Raw genomic sequence first — 17,792 nt, 5'->3', positions numbered from 1 at the left:
CACTTTGGCCCTCAGCGGAGGGTCACGGGGAGGCGTTCGAAGCCGCGGAGCGTCTGCAGGTCGCGGCGCTCCGGGGCACCGGCCACCCGCAGCGCGGGGAAGCGCTCGCTGAGCGCACGGAGCCCGACCGCGCCCTCCAGCCGCGCCAGGCCGGCGCCCACGCAGTAGTGGATGCCTCCGGAGAAGGCCAGGTGCTCCCGGGCGTTGACCCGGGTCACGTCGAACCGGGCCGGGTCGGGGAAGACCTCGGGATCGCGGTTGGCGGCACCGAGCAGCAGGGTGACGCGGGTCCCGGCGCGCACGGTCCGCCCGCCGAGCTGCACCTCCTCGCGGGCGGTGCGGCCGGTGAGCTGCACGGGGCTGTCCAGCCGGAGCACCTCCTCCACCGCGGTGTCCCAGCCGCCCGGGTCCGCCCGCAGCGCCTCCCACTGGTCGCGGTGCGCGTCGAGCAGTACGACGGCGTTGCCCAGCAGGTTCACCGTCGTCTCGAACCCGGCGCCGAGGAGCAGCAGCACGGTGGCGTGCAGCTCGCGGTCGGTCAGCGCCTCCTCCGCCGGGAGGCTCACCAGCCGGCTCACCAGATCCTCCCCCGGATCCCGGCGCAGGCGGGCGAAGTGCTCGTCGAGGAAGCGGTGCATGGCCCGCAGCGCGCGGTCGGCGGCCAGGTAGCGGCGCAGCGGCAGCCCGGGGTCGAGCGTGGCGGCAGCCGCCGCGCCCCAGCGCAGGAAGTCCTCCCGGCGGTCGGTCGGCACCCCGAGCAGGTCGGCGATGACCAGCACCGGCAGCTGCGCGGCGTAGGCCTCGACCAGGTCCACGGTGCCCTCGCGGCGCTCCAGCGAATCGAGCAGCCGGTCGGCCGTCCGCTGGATGGCCGGCTCGAAGGCCGCCGTCGCCCGCGGGGTGAACGCCCGGCTCACCAGGCGGCGGAAGCGGGTGTGGTCGGGCGGGTCCACCACGAGCATGGACGGCGGCTCGGCCACCCCGGAGCTCGCCGGGTCGTCCCCGAACTCCAGCGCCCAGCGGATCGCCTTGGGGGCGCCGGAGCGGTCCCAGCCCACGCCGAACCGGTCCGAGCGCAGGATCTCCTGCGCCACCGCGTGCGACGTCGTCACCAGGCCCAGGCTGCTGGGGCTGAGCGGGCCACGGGCGCGGAGCTGCTCGTAGACGTCGTAGGGCTGCTCGCGCAGCGCCCGGTCGCGCAGCAACCGCCCCACGAGGTCACCCCGGCGGGCGCTGCGGGACAGGTAGACGGCCGGCAGGCCGTGCCGGACGGCCCAGCGGACCGCGGTCCTGGCCGGCCTGACCCACGGGGTGGGCCGGGTTCCGGTCGATCCGGCCCTCGTCTCCGCTGTGGCGCTCATCACCGGAGTCTGTCAGCGCGCCCCCCGGACGCAGCACCGCCCCCGTCCCGGTGCGGGACGAGGGCGGTGCGGGCGAACTACTGGCCGATCAGGTCTCGTCGGTCGGCGCGGGGGCGGAACCCGGGTCGCCGTCCCAGTCCTTGCCGGCGACGTCGGCGTTCTCCGACGCGCTGTCGGTCTGGCCTGCCACGGTCTCGATCATCTCCTCGTCGGAGACGCCCTCGCCGGCCGCGTGCGTGTTCGGCTCGCTCATCGCGCAGTCCCTTCTCTGGCTCGCTACTGCCCTGAACCCTCCCCGCTGAGGGGCCGCGGCAAACCAGTGGTGCATCACACGACGTCAGACCGCAGGCTTCAGAGGCGGGCGGGGCGCAGCTCGAACCAGACCCGCTTCCCGTCCCGGTGGTCCTCGCATCCCCATCGGTCGGAGAGGACCTCCACCATGCGCAGGCCACGCCCGCGCACGCTCTCGGGGTCGGCTGCCTGCACGGCGGGCCGGGCCGGCGAGCAGTCCACGACCGCCAGCCGCAGCCAGTCCTCGGAGTAGGTGGCCTCGAGCGTGAGGCAGCTCGTACCGCCCACGTGGTCGACCACGTTGGCCACCAGTTCCGTCACGAGCAGAGCGGCGTCGTCGTGGTCCTGGCGGGCGTCCCATCCCTGCAGCAGCTGACGCACGAGCCGGCGGGCCACCGGCACGCTTGCAGGGTTCGGCGGCAGGTCGATGCTGGCGGTGAGCGTGGACATGCTGGTGTTCCGTTTCTGCCGGAGGGCTGGGGGAGCGGCCTGGGTGCCCGGTCTCTCTCCTTATCGGCAGGCGCGGACGGGTCCTGTAACTGCGTTGTGCACAACCAAGCAGATCGAGGGCTCGAGCGCAACCCCTATTGCATGTAAGGACTGTTGCATGCAACTGGGGTTGCGCTACTGTCGACACGCCCACGGCCCCGTCCCCGAGGAGCAGCATGAGCGCGCCCCCGTCCGCCGGCGACGACGCCGCGACCCGCGCGCTGGCCGCGCTCGTCGACCGCATCGACCGCTCTGTGGAGGAGCTGCAGCGCGCCCGGACCCGGGCGGTCACGCTGCTCGAGGAGCGCGCCGCCGGGCGGCCATGGCTGGAGCTGGTGACCACCGAGTCCCGGCCACTGGTGGTGGAGAGCATCTCCACCGTGCTCTCCGCGCTGGCGACCGCCGGCCACGCGTGGCGCCGCGAGGAGGCGGCTGCGCTGCAGCGCGAGGACGTCAGCATCAACCGCATCGCCGCGCTGTTCGGCGTCACCCGCCAGCGGATCTCGGCACTCCTGCGCGAGTACGACACCGCAGCCGACGGCTGAGCCCGCAGGTCCTGGCGTCAGGCCAGCAACGCGTCGATCGCCTTGACGATCCGCTGCTCGGACACCGGGCGCGGGGTGCCCACGGCCTGGGCGAACAGGGACACCCGGAGCTCCTCGAGCATCCAGCGCACCCGGACCACCGGGTCATCCGGCCCGCCAGTCGACGGCACCTGCCGTCGGAGCTGCTCGTAGTCGGCGGTCACGGCGGCCACCTGCTGCATCCAGAGCTCGTCGCGCACCGCGTTGGCCGGCAGCTTCTCCAGCCGGTGCGCCATCCCCTTGAGGTAGCGCACCAGGTCCGGCAGCCGGCGGCGGCCGGTCGTCGCCACGAAGCCGCGGTGCAGCAGACCGGTCATCTGCCTGCGCAGGTCGGCCACCGCGGCGTCCGGCACCCGGCGGCCGGGGGCGGCACCGATGGCCACGGCGGTCTCGCGGGCCTGGGTGAGCACCGACTCGACCCGCTGGACGGTGTCGACGGTCAGGCGGTGCAGGTCGGTCCGGGCACCGGCGACCAGCGCGGCGAACGCCTCGCCGTCCCGCGGAGGGCCGCCGGCGGAGGCGATCAGCTCGTCGGCCGCGGCGTCGACGCAGTCGGCCACCAGGTCGGGGATCTCGCCGTCGGGGTTGAACTGCAGCGCCAGCCGGGCCCGCGGCCCGAGGGACTTCACCACCGGCCTGACCGGTGAGCCGGCGACCAGCACGAGCAGCCGCCGGGCGCCGAGCCAGGACAACCGGCGGGCCTCGGCCTCCGTGGGCACGACGCGGACGCCGACCGTCTCCCCCTCGTCGACCAGCGCGGGGAAGGCGGTGACGACGTGCGCCCCGCGCCGCACCTCGACCGACGGCGGCAGGGTGCCGAACTCCCAGGACGTCAGACCGGTGCGCTCGAGGTCCGACGCGGCGCGGGCGAGGCTCACCCGCGCCTGCGGGGCGACCTGGGCCTGCAGCGCGGCGAGGTCCTTGCCGGTGGCCAGCGTTCGCTGCTGGTCGTCGAGGACGCGGAACGTGGCGCGCAGGTGGCCGGGCACCTGGGCGGGCTGCCACGCGTCGGGCGGGACCGTGACGGCCACGGCCCGCCGCAGCTCGCGCTCCAGTGCGGGCAGCAGCGGCTCGCCCGGGTCGATCCGGGGCAGCACCTCGCGAACCCGGTCCGGGATGGGCACCAGGGCGCGGCGCAGCTGCTTGGGCAGGGTGCGCAGCAACGCCGTCACCAGCTCCTCGCGCAGCCCGGGGACGGTGAAGGCCAGCGACTCCCCCGACGTCCGGTCCGCCACGGTGTCCAGCACCCCGAGCGGGACGTCGACGGTGACGCCGTCCTCGGCCGTCCCGGGGGCGAAGGCGTAGGACAGCGGCAGCGTCAGGCCCTGCGTGAGCGCGACCTCGTCGGGGAAGTCCTCGACCCGGACCTGGGCGGCCGCCACCGCGTTCGTGAGCATCTCCGGGGTGAAGCTGAGCAGGTCCGGCTGCTCGTGCCGGGCGCGCTTCCACCACTTGTCGAAGTGCCGGGTGGAGACGACGTCGGCCGGGACGCGGGCGTCGTAGAGCTCGAACAGCGTCTCGTCGTCGACGCCGATGTCGCGCCGCCGGGCGCGCTCCTCCAGCTCCGCGACCCGGTCGATCGCCCGCCGGTTCGCGTCCCAGAACGCGTGGTGCGTCGTCCACTCGCCCTGCACGAGGGCGTGCCGGATGAACAGCTCGCGGGAGATCTCCGGGTCGATGGACCCGTACTGGACCCGCCGGCCGACGATCAGCGGCAGGCCGTAGAGGGTGACCCGTTCGGTGGCGACGACGGAGCCGCGCCGGGCGTCCCACCGCGGCTCGGAGTACTGCCGCTTCACCAGGTGGTCGGCGAGCTTCTCCACCGTCTCCGGGTCGATGCGCGCCACCGTGCGGGCGAACAGCCGGCTGGTCTCGACCAGCTCGGCGGCGACCACCCAGCGCGGCGGCTTCTTCGCCAGCGGCGTGCCCGGCGCCAGCACGAACCGGGTGTTGCGGGTGCCGAGGTACTCCCGGCTCCCCCGCTTCGGAGGGCCATTGTGGCCACTTTGGCCCTTGGGGAGCTCCACCTGCATGCCCACGTGCGAGAGCAGGCCGGCCAGCAGCGCGGCGGAGATGCCCTTCTCGTCGGGCTCGGCCGCCGGCTCCCCCAGGGTCATGCCCAGGCGCCGGGCGGTGCCGCGGAGCTGCCCGTGCAGGTCCTGCCACTCGCGGATGCGGAGGTAGTGCAGGAACTCCCGCTTCACGGTGCGGCGGAACTGGTTGCCGCTCAGCACCTCCTGCTGCTCCTGGAGGTGGCGCCACAGGTTGAGCAGCGCGAGGAAGTCGGAGTTCTCGTCGGCGAACCGGCGGTGCAGCTCGTCGGCGGCCTGCTGGTGCTCGGTCGGCCGCTCGCGCGGGTCCTGGATGGTCAGCCCGGCGGCGATCACCAGCACCTCGTCGAGGACGCCGCGCTCGTTCGCCTCCACCACCATGCGGGCCATGCGCGGGTCCAGCGGAAGCGCGGCGAGCGACCGCCCGGTGGCGGTGAGCTTCGGGTGGGCGGGGGAGTCGCTACCGTCGAGGGCGTTCAGCTCCTCCAGCAGCGCCAGGCCGTCGGCGACCGCGCGGCGGTCCGGCGGGTCGACGAACGGGAACTCCTCGACGTCGCCCAGGTCCAGCGCCGCCATCTGCAGCAGCACCGAGGCGAGGTTGGTGCGCAGGATCTCGGGGTCGGTGAACTCCGGGCGGCCGTCGAAGTCGTCCTCGCTGTAGAGCCGGATGGCGATGCCGGGGCCCAGCCGGCCGCACCGGCCCGACCGCTGCCGGGCCGAGGCCTGGCTGACCGGCTCGATCGGGAGGCGCTGCACCTTGGTCCGATGGCTGTACCGGGAGATGCGCGCGGTGCCCGGGTCGATGACGTAGCGGATACCCGGCACGGTCAGCGAGGTCTCGGCGACGTTGGTGGCCAGCACGATGCGCCGTCCGGTGTGCGGGGCGAAGACCTTGTGCTGGTCGGCGGCCGACAGCCGCGAGTAGAGCGGGACGATCTCGGTGTTCGGCAGCGCCCGCTCGCCGAGCGCGTCCTGGGTGTCGCGGATCTCCCGCTCCCCGGCGAGGAACACCAGGATGTCGCCCGGGCCCTCGGCGGTCAGCTCGTCGACGGCGTCGAGGACGGCGGTGACCTGATCCCGGTCCTCGTCGGCCTCAGGATCGTCCGGGTCGACGACGGGGCGGTAGCGCACCTCGACCGGATAGGTCCGCCCGCTGACCTCGATCACCGGCGCCCCACTGAAGTGGGCGGCCACCCGCTCGACGTCGATCGTGGCCGAGGTGATGACCAGCTTCAGGTCCGGGCGCCGCGGCAGGATCTGCGCGAGGTAGCCCAGCAGGAAGTCGATGTTGAGGCTCCGCTCGTGGGCCTCGTCGAGGATGATCGTGTCGTACTGGCGCAGCAGCCGGTCGTGCGCGATCTCGGCCAGCAGGACGCCGTCGGTCATGAGCTTGACCAGCGTGGAGTCCGAGACCTGGTCGTTGAAGCGCATCTTGTAGCCGACCGCCTCGCCCAGCGGCGTCGCCAGCTCCTCGGCGATCCGCTCGGCCACGCTGCGGGCGGCGATCCGCCGGGGCTGCGTGTGCCCGATCCGGCCGCGGATGCCCCGTCCGAGCTCCAGGGCGATCTTGGGGAGCTGCGTCGTCTTGCCCGATCCGGTCTCGCCGGCGACGACCACCACCTGGGCGTCGCGCAGGGCCGCGGCGATGTCGTCCCGGCGTCCGCTGACCGGCAGCTCCTCCGGGAAGGAGATCGCCGGGACGGCCGCGCGCCGACGGGCGATCCGCTGTTCCGCGGCGGCGACGTCGGCCTCGATCCGCTCGCGCTGACGGGCGCGCGCCTGCGGGTCGCGGACCCGGCGCAGCCCGTCGAGCCGGCGGCGCAGCCGCTGCTCGTCGGCGAGGGTGAGCTGCGGCAGCCGCGAGCCCAGGTCCTCGTGCACGGCGGTCACGGCGGTTCTCGCACTCCTCTCCGGTCTGACGTCACCGGCGACGGGTGACCCCTGCCAAGCATCGCACCGTCTCCTCGTGGTGCCGGACGGCACAGCGAAAGCAGATGCATGCGCCTTACAACAAGGTGTAGCGTGCATGCAGCTATTCCCGCCGCCGCCACCATCCGAGGAGCCCTGTGACGGACAGTCCTGCCACCGGCGACCACCGGGGCTCCGCCGTCGGCATCCTCGGCGAACAGCTGCCCCGCTTCATGCGGCTCATGCACGGCCTGAAGAGCCAGCACACCGCCGAGGGCGGGCGGGATCGCGCGGCCCACGTGCTGCTGTTCCCGCTGTGCCGCCTCGGTCCGCTCCGTCAGGGAACGCTGGCCGATCTGGTGCACGCCGATCCCTCCACGGTCAGCCGGCACGTGGCCCTGCTCGTGGAGCAGGGCCTGGTCCGCCGCGCCGCCGACGAGTCGGACGGACGGGCCAGCAAGCTCGTCGCGACCGACGCGGGGCGCGCACAGCTCGACCGGCTCCGCGTCGAGCGCGAGGCCTACCTCCGCCAGGTGACCGCCGACTGGACCGAGGACGATCTGCGGACCTTCACCGCACTCTTCGACCGGCTGCTCGACGGCGTCGCGGCCTCCCTCCCCTCCGACCCCATGTCCACGCCTCCCGACCGGACGGTTTCCCCATGAGCTTCTCCCGCACGACCTCCGCCGAGCGCCGGGGCGCCCGCGAAGCCGCCGCCGCACCCGGCAGCGACGGCGTCTTCAGCCACCGCCAGATCGTGACGATCCTGGTCGGTCTGATGGTGGCGATGTTCCTGGCCGCGCTGGACCAGACGGTGGTCTCCACCGCGATCAGGACGATCGCCGACGACCTGCAGGGCTACGACCTCCAGGCCTGGGCGACCACGGCCTTCCTGATCACCTCGACGATCTCCACGCCGCTGTACGGGAAGCTCTCCGACATCTACGGACGGCGGCCGTTCTACCTGTTCGCCATCGCCATCTTCATCGTCGGCTCCGCGCTGTGCGGCATCGCCGACTCGATGTACCAGCTGGCGGCCTTCCGGGCGGTGCAGGGCATCGGCGCCGGCGGCCTGATGTCGCTGGCGCTGGCGATCATCGGCGACATCGTGCCGCCCCGGGAGCGCTCGCGGTACCAGGGCTACTTCATGGCCGTCTTCGGCACCTCCAGCGTGCTGGGGCCGGTCATCGGTGGGTTCTTCGCCGGCCAGGACTCGATCCTCGGCCTCGACGGCTGGCGCTGGATCTTCTGGATCAACGTGCCCCTGGGCGTGCTCGCCTTCGCCGCCGTGTGGCGGGTGCTGCACCTTCCCCACGAGCGCCGCGAGCACCGCATCGACTGGCCCGGCGCGCTGACCCTGATCACCTTCCTCGTACCGCTGCTCGTCGTCGCCGAGCAGGGCCGGATCTGGGGCTGGACCGATCCCCGCTCGATCACCTGCTACGCGATCGGCGCCGTGGGCTTCGTGCTGTTCGTGCTGGCCGAGCGGTCCTACCGCGACGACGCCCTGCTGCCGCTGCGCCTGTTCCGCAACCGCAGCTTCGCCGTCAGCGGCATCGGCTCGATCGTCATGGGCGCCGGCATGTTCGGCGGCCTGCTGCTGCTGCCGCAGTACCTGCAGATCGTGCACGGCTCCAGCGCCACGGTCGCCGGGCTGCAGATGATCCCGCTGGTCGCCGGCATCATGACCGGCGCGCTGAGCTCGGGCATCGCGATCTCCAGGACCGGCAAGTACAAGGTCTTCCCGCTCGTCGGCATCGCGCTGATGGTGGTGGCCCTGCTGTCGATGTCGTTCGTCGTCGGCGCCGACACCTCGATCTGGGCGATCGTCCCGTTCATGGTGATGCTGGGCCTCGGGCTCGGCTTCAACTTCCAGCCGGTGATCCTCGCCGTGCAGAACGCCGTCTCCCCGCGGGAGATGGGCGTGGCCACCTCCTCGGTGACCTTCTTCCGCCAGATGGGCGGCACCATCGGGACGGCGGCGTTCCTGTCCATCCTGTTCACCCGGCTGCCGCAGGACATCGACGCCGCCGTGCAGGAGTCGGTGCGGGCCAACCCGGAGCTGGCGCCGCAGTTCCAGCAGCTGGGCGCCGACGGCGGTGCCGCCCTCGACGACACGTCCTTCATCCAGGAGCTGCCGGCCGCGCTGGCCGAGCCGTTCAAGGTCGGGTTCTCGAACTCGATCGACCTGGTGTTCCTCATCGCCGCCTGCGTCGTGGCGGTCGGCTTCTTCGTGTTCCTCTTCCTGCCGCAGCTGGCGCTGAGCACCAAGTCCGGGATCCAGGCGCGGCAGGGCGACGCCGCGGGGCTGGCGACCACCGACCAGGACGACGCCGGCGAGCAGGCGGTCCAGGCCGCCGGCGCCGCCGCGCCCACGTCCACCGCCCCGCCGGTGGGCCGCCCGGGCGGGACGCCGCACTGACCCACCTCCGCCCTGACGATCAGGTCTCCTGATCGTTCCGGGTCCTCCCTCGTGGTCCACCGCGAGGGAGGACCCGGAACGGTGAGGGAGGACGTCGCCGGGTGGGCACGACGACGAGGACGCCGACGTCGCCCGCGGCGGGCCCGCCTACTGTGAGGTGGTTCGCACCGCACCCCGAGCACATGCGCCTGGAGATCCCGTGCCGTCGTCGTCGCTGATCCTGTCCCGCCGTGACCTGGACTTCCTGCTGCACGAGTGGCTCGACGTCGAGTCGCTGACCAAGCGGCCGCGCTTCTCCGAGCACTCGCGGGAGACCTTCGACGCGGTGATGGACCTGGCGCAGCAGATCGCCACCGACCACTTCGCGCCGCACAACCGCACGGCCGACGAGAACGAGCCGCACATGGTCGACGGCAAGGCGGTCCTGATCCCCGAGGTGGCCAAGGCGCTGAAGGTCTTCACCGACGCCGGGTTGATGGCCGGGTCCTTCGACGAGGAGTACGGCGGCATGCAGCTGCCGCACACCGTCGGGCAGGCCGTCTTCGCCTGGTTCAAGGCGGCCAACGTCGGCACCTCGGCCTACCCGTTCCTCACGATGGGCAACGCCCGCCTGCTGCTCGCCCACGGCAGCCAGGAGCAGATCGACACCTACGTGCGGCCCGAGCTCGAGGGCCGCTGGTTCGGCACCATGGCGCTGTCGGAGCCGCAGGCCGGGTCCTCGCTGGCCGACATCACCACCAAGGCCGTGCCGCAGGACGACGGCACGTACCGGCTGTCGGGCAACAAGATGTGGATCTCCGGCGGCGACCACGAGCTGACCGAGAACATCGTGCACCTGGTGCTGGCCAAGATCCCCGGCGGTCCGCCCGGGGTGAAGGGCATCTCGCTGTTCATCGTGCCCAAGTTCCTGGTGAACCCCGACGGCTCCCTGGGCGAGCGCAACGACGTCGTCCTGGCCGGGCTCAACCACAAGATGGGCTACCGGGGCACGACGAACACCCTGCTGAACTTCGGCGAGGGCGTGCACACCCCGGGCGGGCAGGCAGGCGCCGTCGGCTACCTCGTCGGCGAGGCGCACCGCGGCCTCACCTACATGTTCCACATGATGAACGAGGCCCGGATCGGCGTCGGCGTGGGCGCGACGGTGCTGGCCTACACCGGCTACCTGCACGCGCTGGAGTACGCCCGCACCCGCACGCAGGGGCGCCCGGCGGCCGGCAAGGACCCGTCCTCGCCGATGGTGCCGATCATCGAGCACACCGACGTCCGCCGGATGCTGCTGGCCGCGAAGTCCTACGCCGAGGGCGGCATGGCCCTGGGGCTGTACTGCGCGCGCCTCGTCGACGAGGAGCAGACCGCGGAGAGCCAGGAGGACCGCGAGCGCGCCCACCTGCTGCTGGACATGCTGACGCCGGTGGCCAAGGCCTGGCCGTCCCAGTGGGGACTGGTGGCCAACGACCTGGCCATCCAGGTGCACGGCGGGTACGGCTACACCCGGGACTACCCGGTCGAGCAGTTCTACCGCGACAACCGGCTCAACCCGATCCACGAGGGCACGCAGGGCATCCAGTCCCTGGACCTGCTCGGCCGCAAGGTCGTGATGAAGGGCGGAGCGGGGCTGGCCCTGCTCGGGGAGACGATCGCCGCGACGACAGCGCGGGCGGCGGGCACGGAGTGGGCCGGCTTCGCCGCGGACCTCGACGCCGCGGTCGCCCGGATGGGCGCCGTCACCGCCACGCTGTGGGGCACCGGCGACCCGGACCTGGCCCTGGCCAACTCGCACGTCTACCTGGAGGCGGCCGGGCACGTCGTCGTCGGGTGGCTGTGGCTGGAGCAGGCGCTGGCCTGCGAGGGCGCGACGAGCGACTTCCACGAGGGCAAGCGCGCGGCCGCCCGCTACTTCTGGCGCTGGGAGCTGCCGCGCACGCGCGGCTGGTTCGACCTGCTGGAGTCCCTCGACCGCACGGTCCTGGACACCCCGGCCACGGTGCTCTGAGACCCCGCACAGCACGGCGCCCCGCTCCTCCCGAGGGAGGAACGGGGCGCCGTCGCGTTCGGTGCGTTACGTCAAGCGCGGGCAGCCTCGGGGGCGGTCGACCGCCCCGCGGAGGCGCGGGTCGCGCGCTGCTCCTGCTCGTACCGGGCGGTGGACTGCGTGCCCATCGCGATGACCAGGGCCGTCAGGACCAGGAACCCCAGCAGGGCCACGGCCGGCCACAACATCATCAGATCGATCTCCCCACGTGCTCTCCATGCGCCGCCGCCGGGTGAGGGCGGGCGGTACGTCGTCGGAGGCTCTGTCCCCCGAACGCACGCGTCTCAATCGTGGATTTCGAGACATCACCTGACGGTGTGTGAGCAGTGCCACAGCGGTCGACCTCACATCCGCGCCGGGCCGCGGACCGGACGACGCGTGGTCTGATCGACGCGTGTCCGACACCACAGCCGCAGGCACCCGTCCGGCGGTGCTGGTCGGCGCGCTCTCCCTCGGCGTCACCACCGTCGCCCTGCTGCAGAGCCTCGTCGTGCCCGCGCTGGGCCGGATCGAGGAGCAGCTCGGGGTCTCGGCCGGGGCTGCCGGCTGGGTGCTGACCGCCAACCTGCTGGCCGCCGCCGTGCTCACCCCCATGCTCGGCCGCCTGGGTGACCTGCGCGGGGAGCGGCCGGTCATCCTCGGCATCCTGGTCGCGGTCTCCCTCGGCACCCTGCTGGCGATCGTCACCGAGTCGCTGCCGCTGCTGCTGGTCGCCCGCGTGCTCCAGGGCGCCTCCTACGGGCTCTTCCCGCTGTCGATGAGCGTGCTCCGCCGCGAGCTCCCCGCGGCGCGGCTGGGCGTCGCCATGGCCGTGGTGAGCAGCACCCTGGCCGTCGGCGGCGTCGTCGGGCTGGTCACCACCGGGCTGCTCACCGGCGACGACGGCGACTACCGCAACGCCTTCTGGGTCGGGCTCGGGGTCGCGCTGGCCTCCCTGGTCCTCGCCGCCTGGCTGCTCCCCCACCGCCGGGTGACGACCACCGGGCGGATCGACTGGTGGGGGGCGCTGGTGCTCGGGCTCGGGCTGGTCCTCCTGCTCCTGCCCGTGTCGCAGGGCCACCTCTGGGGGTGGGGCTCCCCCGCCACGATCGGCTGCCTCGCGGGTTCGGTGGCCGTCCTGGCCGGCTGGGTCGTGCTGGAACGACGGCTGGCCGACCCTCTGGTGCGCCCGGCGATGCTCACCGACCGGCGCACCGTCGTCCCCAACATCGCCGGGCTCATGACCGGCATCGCGCTGTTCGCCTCCTTCCTCGCGGTGCTGGAGTACGTGCAGTCGCCACCGGAGGTGACCGGCTACGGCTTCGGCGCCGGTGTCCTCGAGGCCGCGGTCGTCTACCTGCTCCCCGGCGGGATCGCAGCCATCCTGCTGGCGCCGTTCGCCGGCCGGGTGGTCGGCCGGTTCGGGGCGCTCCCCACGCTCATGGCCGGTGCGGCGTCCGGGGTGGCCGGGTTCGCGCTGCTCGCCGGCCTGCGCGGCGAGCCGTGGCTGGTGATCCTGGCCGGCCTGCTCACCCAGATGGCGGTGACCGTCGCCTACGCGGCCCTGCCCGCCCTGGTCGTCGAGGCGGTCCGGGAGGACGAGACCGGAGTCGCCAACGCGGTCAACTCCATCGCCCGCGCGGTCGGCCAGGCCCTCGGCAGCACCCTCGCCGTCACCCTCATCGCCGCCAGCCTGGACCCCGACACCGGCTATCCGCGGGCGATCGCCTTCACGCTGGTGGCCCTCATGGGTGCCGGCGCGTCGGCCGCGGTGGTGGCGGTCGCCCTGCTGGGGATGCGCAGCGACCGGCGATCCGCGCGGCGGCACGGGGACGACGTCGACGCCGCCACCGCGGGTGGCCCGGAGTGGTCCCCGGTGTCCGGCCTGCGCTGAGCGGGAGCGGTCGCTGCCGAACCGTTACCGGCGCGTCCGGCATGGAACGGGCCCTACCGGGGAACCGGGGAGCGGACCGCCTTTTGCTGACCTGGAGGACCTCTTCATGGCCCGAGCCACCGGCTCGTCCAGCCGCGACGCGGCGGACACCCGCTCCGGCGGTACCCACGCCGCGCACGACCCCGCCCCCGATGACGACAACGTCAGTGGGACCCGCTCGGACTACGCGCCCACCGGCGCGGACCCGACGCCGACCACCGGCGGCACGATCAAGCGCACGCTCAAGGAGTTCAGCGAGGACAACCTCACCGACTGGGCGGCCGCGCTGACGTACTACGGCGTGCTCGCGCTGTTCCCGGCGCTGATCGCGCTGACCTCGATCGTCGGCCTGTTCACCACCCCGCAGCAGCTCAGCGATGCGCTGACCACCGTGGTCCCCGCGAGCGCCGCCGACACCCTCAACCCGGTGATCGAGCAGATCGCGGGGAACCAGAGCACCGCCGGCTTCGGTCTGGTCATCGGTCTGGCCGCCGCGATCTGGTCGGCCTCGGGCTACGTGGGCGCCTTCACCCGTGCGGCCAACGTCGTCTACGAGACGCCGGAAGGCCGCAAGATCTGGAAGCTCAAGCCGCTCCAGCTGCTCGTGACCCTGATCGGCGTGCTCTTCGCCGCCGTCATCGTCGCGCTGCTGGTGCTCAGCGGTCCGGTGGTGGACGCCATTGCCTCGGCCGTGGGGATCGGTGAGACCGGGCAGACGGTGTGGACCATCGCCAAGTGGCCGGTGATCCTCGTGATCCTCGCCCTGATGATCGCCGTTCTGTACTACTCGACGCCGAACGTGAAGCTGCGCGGCTTCAAGTGGGTCAGCCCCGGTGCCGGCGTGGCGATCCTGGTGGCGATCGTGGCCTCGGCCGCCTTCGCCTTCTACGTGGCCAACTTCAGCAGCTACAACGCCACCTACGGGGCGCTGGCCGGCGTCGTGATCTTCCTGATCTGGTTCTGGCTGATCAACGTCGCGCTGCTCTTCGGCATCGAGCTCGACGCCGAGATGGAGCGGACCAAGGAGCTGAAGGACGGCGTGCCGCGGGCGGACAAGGAGATCCAGCTGGACGCCCGGGCCGAGCCCAAGGACAAGCAGACGACCTGATCGTCGACCGCACGCAGCAGGGCCCCCTCCCGGACTTCCGGGAGGGGGCCCTGTCGCGTGCGGGGCGCGGCCCGTGGCGACGACTTCGGGAAAGGTGCGCCCCGATTCGGCGCGCCGGACGACGACTTCCCCGAAGTCGCGGCCTGCGGCTCAGCGGCTGGTCGGCGGCCGGTCACCCCGGCGCGACAGCGGCACCCGCTCGATCACGCCGGCGACGGCGGCCAGCCCCTGGCTCAGCGCCCGCCCCGCCGGGGCGAACCGGTCCGGCACCCGCCGGGTCCCCGCGTCGACGGCGTCGCGGGTGCGGTCGATCAGGGACAGCGGAAGGGCCGACAGCGCGTTGCCGGGTGGCCGGCGGGAGACCGTGGGGTGCGGCCGGGTGGGCGACAGCCGGGCCACGATCGCCCAGCGGCGGCCCAGCGCGCGCAGCTCGTCGGGGCTGAGCGCCTCCTGGAGCCGGGGGAAGAGGACGTCCTCCTCGTCCCGCACGTCCTCCCGCAGCACCTCCACCAGGCGCCGCAGCCGGGCCGGACGCTCCGGGGAGTCGAGCCCGTCCCGCTCCAGCGCGGTGACCAGTTCGTTGACCTCCTGGTGCTCCTCCTCGACCTGCAGGGTGAGCGCGTCGCCGTCGGGCAGCACGCGGCGGATGACCGGCCACAGCACGGTCTCCTCGGCGAAGGCGTGGCTGAAGACCAGCCGGTCGATGCGCTGCAGCACCTCCTCCTGCGCGGTACCGGTGCTGCCGTCGAGCTCGTGGAGGAGCCGGTCGAGCTGGATGTGGTCCTTGCGCTGGCGGGCCAGGACGCTGCCGGGACCGCCGAGCTCCTCGACGGTCTGGTCGGCGATGGATCGGGTCACGGAACGCCTCCTGGGTCTCGGGTCTGCCGTCCTCGATGCCCGCTCATCCGGTCGTGCATGCCCGGTTGCCGCCGGGGCGCCCGGGTAGGTGGCAACGATGATCGACCACTCGACCGTCACGTCCGATTTCTACGACCTCGAGGCCCTGCTCAGCGAGGACGACCGGGCGCTGCTGCACCGGGTGCGCACGTTCATGGACGAGCAGGTCGAGCCGATCATCAACGAGTACTGGACCCGGGCGGAGTTCCCGAGCCAGCTCATCCCGGCCATGGCCGAGCTGGGCATCGCCGGCACCTCGATCCAGGGCTACGGCTGCCGGGGCAGCTCACCGCTGCTCGACGGGATGATCTCCATGGAGCTGTCCAAGGGCGACCCGTCGATCTCCACCTTCATGGGCGTGCACGGCGGCCTGGCGATGGGCTCGATCTACCTGTGCGGCTCCGAGGAGCAGAAGGAGCGCTGGCTGCCGGCCATGGCGCGCATGGAGCTGATCGGCGCGTTCGGGCTGACCGAGCCCGAGCACGGTTCCGACGTCGCCCGCGGCCTGCAGACGACGTGCCGCCGGGACGGCGACTCCTGGGTGCTCGACGGCGAGAAGAAGTGGATCGGCAACGCCACCTTCGCCGACCTGATCATCATCTGGGCCCGGGACGTGGAGACCGAGCGGGTTCTCGGCTTCGTCGTGGAGCAGGGGACGCCGGGCTTCACCGCGGTCAACATCGAGGACAAGATCGCCCTGCGCGTGGTGCAGAACGCGCACATCACCCTCGAGGGCGTGCGGGTGCCCGAGGAGAACCGGCTGCAGGAGGCGCACAGCTTCCGCGAGACCGCGAACGTGCTGCGGATGACGCGCGCCGGCGTCGCGTGGTCGGCGGTCGGCTGCTCGCGGGGCGCCTACGAGCACGCGTTGCGCTATGCGAAGGGGCGCGAGCAGTTCGGCCAGCCGATCGTGGAGTTCCAGCTGGTGCAGGACCTGCTGGTGCGGATGCTGGGCAACATCACCGCGTCGGGGGCCATGTGCGCCCGGCTCTCGCAGCTGCAGGGCGCGGGCACCATGACCGACGAGCAGGCCTCGCTGGCCAAGGCGTTCTGCACCATGCGGATGCGAGAGACCGTCGGCTGGGCCCGCGAGCTGATGGGCGGCAACGGCATCCTGCTGGAGAACCACGTGGGCCGGTACGTCGCCGACGCCGAGGCGATCTACAGCTACGAGGGCACCCGCGAGGTGAACACGCTGATCGTGGGTCGCGGCGTCACGGGGGCCAGCGCGATCGTCTGAGGCGGAGTGGGGGCGGGCAACGAGGGCCTCCGATCGGCCATCGCCCCGCCGCCGCCGCCCCGCCGCCACTCCCCCGGCCGGAGGGCGGTCGCGCGCTCGGCTGGGTAACGAGACGGACACGTTCTAGCGGCGCAGGTAGACTCCCATCACGGTGCGCCACACCGTCAGTACGTTGCGCAGGCGCGCGGCCTCGCGCGCACAGGGGGACGTGGAGGAAAGTGGTGCGAACTCACCGATCCAAGATCTATCCGCGCATTCAGTGATGAAGTACCTGACACGGACCCAGTACCTGGCCATCGCGAGCCTGAGTTCGAGCGCGCTCGATCTGATGAAGGATGCCTTGGGGATCGGCGACTGCATCGCGCTGATCCGGGCGACGTAGGTGGTGGCGTGCTGATCGCGATCGGTGTGGTGACGGGGCTGCTCCTGGGCGTCTGGGCGACGTGCGTCTGGGGCCTGCGCAAAGCCAAGCGTGTCGGGCCGGAGCTGCTCCTGGTCGTGCTCGCGCTGTCCCCGATCCTCCTTTCCTGGGGTGCCGATGCATCCGGGTGGCCAACACCGGGGTCGATCGCCGAGTCCACCGGTGCGGTGACCGACAGCGCCGGCCACGGGCTGCTCGTGGGGATCGAGTTCGCGACGGCGGCGGTCGTGGTGGCGGTGCTCGTGAGGGCGGGCGCGACCCGTCGACTGGAGAGCTGGTCGACGAGCAAGGCCGAGTGATCGAAGCTAGACCCGAGGCGATCCACAGCCGCGAGGGCGCCCGCGACGTCACCACGCTGAGCGGGGGTCGCGGCGTCGCAAGGACGAGCACGTCGTCGGACACCCGCGTCACGGCGGGGGTCGTCGTGGCGGTGCTGGTGAGGACGGGCGTGACGTCGGCTGGCGAGATGGTCGCGGAAGCCCGAGCGCCCGACCGACTAGCTGCGCGGATCCGTCCGGTCGCGGAGGGCGGCCAGGGCGGGGGCGTACATCCGCGCCTTGATGGTGCCGAGGGTGTCCCCCGCCTTGCCGGCCAGGGACGCGGCCAGCTCCACGGCGGTCGACCGCACGGCGTCCTCGTCGACGGCGCGGTCCACGACGGCGGCGGCCAGCGCGTCGGAACCGCCGTAGCGCCGCGCCGTCGTCATCGCCTCGTGCGCGGTCTGCGGGGTGAGCCGGGCCTGGATCAGCGCGGACATCCCACGGGTGAACGGGATGCCGATGTCGGCCTCGGGCAGGCACCAGAACCCGCGGTCGGCCCGCATCACGCGGAAGTCGTGGGCCAGCGACAGCATGGCGCCCGCCGCGAAGGTGTGCCCCTGGAGCGCGGCCACGGTGATCAGCGGCAGCGAGAGCACCCGGGCCAGCAGTTCGTGCACGCGGACGACATAGGCCTCGTGCTGACCGGCGTGGGCGTACAGCCAGTCCAGGTCCAGGCCGTTGGAGAAGAACTTGCCGGTCGCGGTGGTGACCAGCGCGCGTGGCCCGTCGGCACGCTCGACCTCGTCCAGCGCG

At 72.7% G+C, this 17,792-nt stretch carries 16 protein-coding genes; 9 read left to right on the top strand and 7 right to left on the bottom strand.

What is annotated here, in order from left to right; genetic code table 11:
* Positions 1 to 11: 11 nt before the first annotated feature.
* From GCU60_RS17335 to GCU60_RS17330, 3 genes are all read right to left on the bottom strand, one after another.
* Entirely contained in the window at positions 12 to 1,361 is a 1,350-nt protein-coding gene (locus tag GCU60_RS17335) for a cytochrome P450 (protein WP_163207546.1), read from the bottom strand.
* 88 nt (positions 1,362 to 1,449) lie between these two features.
* On the bottom strand, positions 1,450 to 1,614 hold the full coding sequence (locus GCU60_RS19950) for a hypothetical protein (protein ID WP_204262239.1): 165 nt from the start codon (positions 1,612 to 1,614) through the stop codon (positions 1,450 to 1,452).
* A 98-nt stretch (positions 1,615 to 1,712) separates the two neighbouring features.
* Positions 1,713 to 2,102: an ATP-binding protein gene (locus GCU60_RS17330; RefSeq protein ID WP_163207545.1), complete on the bottom strand. Its 390-nt coding sequence runs from the start codon at positions 2,100 to 2,102 to the stop codon at positions 1,713 to 1,715.
* Between the two features lie 215 nt (positions 2,103 to 2,317).
* Between GCU60_RS17330 and GCU60_RS17325 the strand changes: the two genes are divergently transcribed.
* A complete protein-coding gene (locus GCU60_RS17325) occupies positions 2,318 to 2,686 on the top strand; it encodes a hypothetical protein (protein ID WP_163207543.1) in 369 nt (122 codons plus the stop codon).
* Positions 2,687 to 2,703: 17 nt separating this feature from the next.
* On the opposite strand, the gene hrpA is transcribed toward GCU60_RS17325, so the two are convergent.
* Positions 2,704 to 6,666 (bottom strand): ATP-dependent RNA helicase HrpA, encoded by a 3,963-nt coding sequence (gene hrpA / locus GCU60_RS17320; protein WP_163207541.1) that lies wholly within the window; start codon positions 6,664 to 6,666, stop codon positions 2,704 to 2,706.
* 176 nt (positions 6,667 to 6,842) lie between these two features.
* Between hrpA and GCU60_RS17315 the strand changes: the two genes are divergently transcribed.
* The 3 genes from GCU60_RS17315 to GCU60_RS17305 all read left to right on the top strand — a co-directional run bounded on the left by GCU60_RS17315 (position 6,843) and on the right by GCU60_RS17305 (position 11,102).
* Positions 6,843 to 7,349 (top strand): MarR family winged helix-turn-helix transcriptional regulator, encoded by a 507-nt coding sequence (locus GCU60_RS17315; RefSeq protein WP_345770666.1) that lies wholly within the window; start codon positions 6,843 to 6,845, stop codon positions 7,347 to 7,349.
* Positions 7,346 to 9,106: an MDR family MFS transporter gene (locus GCU60_RS17310; RefSeq protein WP_163207538.1), complete on the top strand. Its 1,761-nt coding sequence runs from the start codon at positions 7,346 to 7,348 to the stop codon at positions 9,104 to 9,106. Before GCU60_RS17315 ends, GCU60_RS17310 begins: the two co-directional genes overlap by 4 nt.
* 199 nt (positions 9,107 to 9,305) lie before the next feature.
* Entirely contained in the window at positions 9,306 to 11,102 is a 1,797-nt protein-coding gene (locus tag GCU60_RS17305; RefSeq protein ID WP_163207536.1) for an acyl-CoA dehydrogenase C-terminal domain-containing protein, read from the top strand.
* 71 nt (positions 11,103 to 11,173) lie between these two features.
* Here GCU60_RS17305 and GCU60_RS19945 read toward each other — a convergent pair whose 3' ends face one another.
* Complete coding sequence (locus GCU60_RS19945; protein ID WP_204262237.1) at positions 11,174 to 11,332, bottom strand: hypothetical protein; 159 nt, start codon at positions 11,330 to 11,332, stop codon at positions 11,174 to 11,176.
* Between the two features lie 203 nt (positions 11,333 to 11,535).
* Between GCU60_RS19945 and GCU60_RS17300 the strand changes: the two genes are divergently transcribed.
* Both GCU60_RS17300 and GCU60_RS17295 read left to right on the top strand, forming a co-directional pair.
* Positions 11,536 to 13,014, top strand: coding sequence for an MFS transporter (locus GCU60_RS17300; RefSeq protein ID WP_163207533.1), 1,479 nt, complete (start codon positions 11,536 to 11,538; stop codon positions 13,012 to 13,014).
* A gap of 106 nt (positions 13,015 to 13,120) precedes the next feature.
* Positions 13,121 to 14,161, top strand: coding sequence for a YihY/virulence factor BrkB family protein (locus tag GCU60_RS17295; RefSeq protein ID WP_163207531.1), 1,041 nt, complete (start codon positions 13,121 to 13,123; stop codon positions 14,159 to 14,161).
* A gap of 150 nt (positions 14,162 to 14,311) precedes the next feature.
* Here the strand turns inward: GCU60_RS17295 and GCU60_RS17290 are convergent, their stop codons facing one another.
* Positions 14,312 to 15,019, bottom strand: coding sequence for a hemerythrin domain-containing protein (locus GCU60_RS17290; protein WP_163207529.1), 708 nt, complete (start codon positions 15,017 to 15,019; stop codon positions 14,312 to 14,314).
* 97 nt (positions 15,020 to 15,116) lie between these two features.
* Between GCU60_RS17290 and GCU60_RS17285 the strand changes: the two genes are divergently transcribed.
* The 3 genes from GCU60_RS17285 to GCU60_RS17275 all read left to right on the top strand — a co-directional run bounded on the left by GCU60_RS17285 (position 15,117) and on the right by GCU60_RS17275 (position 17,018).
* Positions 15,117 to 16,298: an acyl-CoA dehydrogenase family protein gene (locus GCU60_RS17285; RefSeq protein ID WP_163207527.1), complete on the top strand. Its 1,182-nt coding sequence runs from the start codon at positions 15,117 to 15,119 to the stop codon at positions 16,296 to 16,298.
* Positions 16,299 to 16,449: 151 nt separating this feature from the next.
* Entirely contained in the window at positions 16,450 to 16,680 is a 231-nt protein-coding gene (locus GCU60_RS17280) for a hypothetical protein (RefSeq protein WP_163207525.1), read from the top strand.
* 8 nt (positions 16,681 to 16,688) lie between these two features.
* Positions 16,689 to 17,018, top strand: coding sequence for a hypothetical protein (locus tag GCU60_RS17275; protein ID WP_163207523.1), 330 nt, complete (start codon positions 16,689 to 16,691; stop codon positions 17,016 to 17,018).
* Between the two features lie 197 nt (positions 17,019 to 17,215).
* On the opposite strand, the gene GCU60_RS17270 is transcribed toward GCU60_RS17275, so the two are convergent.
* The coding region (locus GCU60_RS17270) for an enoyl-CoA hydratase/isomerase family protein (RefSeq protein ID WP_163207521.1) at positions 17,216 to 17,792 on the bottom strand (577 nt) is incomplete at its 5' end.

Origin of the sequence: Blastococcus saxobsidens, assembly GCF_010682065.1 — a bacterium.
GTDB classification, from domain to species: domain Bacteria; phylum Actinomycetota; class Actinomycetes; order Mycobacteriales; family Geodermatophilaceae; genus Blastococcus; species Blastococcus saxobsidens_B.
Note: the sequence above shows the minus strand (reverse complement) of the source record. Positions and strands in the feature narration are given on the sequence as shown.

Bases quoted from the DNA above. Each gene is read 5' to 3' on its own strand.
- GCU60_RS17335 (WP_163207546.1), bottom strand. From the start codon at position 1,361: ATGAGCGCCACAGCGGAGACGAGGGCCGGATCGACCGGAACCCGGCCC.
- GCU60_RS19950 (WP_204262239.1), bottom strand. From the start codon at position 1,614: ATGAGCGAGCCGAACACGCACGCGGCCGGCGAGGGCGTCTCCGACGAG.
- GCU60_RS17330 (WP_163207545.1), bottom strand. From the start codon at position 2,102: ATGTCCACGCTCACCGCCAGCATCGACCTGCCGCCGAACCCTGCAAGC.
- GCU60_RS17325 (WP_163207543.1), top strand. From the start codon at position 2,318: ATGAGCGCGCCCCCGTCCGCCGGCGACGACGCCGCGACCCGCGCGCTG.
- GCU60_RS17310 (WP_163207538.1), top strand. From the start codon at position 7,346: ATGAGCTTCTCCCGCACGACCTCCGCCGAGCGCCGGGGCGCCCGCGAA.
- GCU60_RS19945 (WP_204262237.1), bottom strand. From the start codon at position 11,332: ATGATGTTGTGGCCGGCCGTGGCCCTGCTGGGGTTCCTGGTCCTGACG.
- GCU60_RS17295 (WP_163207531.1), top strand. From the start codon at position 13,121: ATGGCCCGAGCCACCGGCTCGTCCAGCCGCGACGCGGCGGACACCCGC.
- GCU60_RS17285 (WP_163207527.1), top strand. From the start codon at position 15,117: ATGATCGACCACTCGACCGTCACGTCCGATTTCTACGACCTCGAGGCC.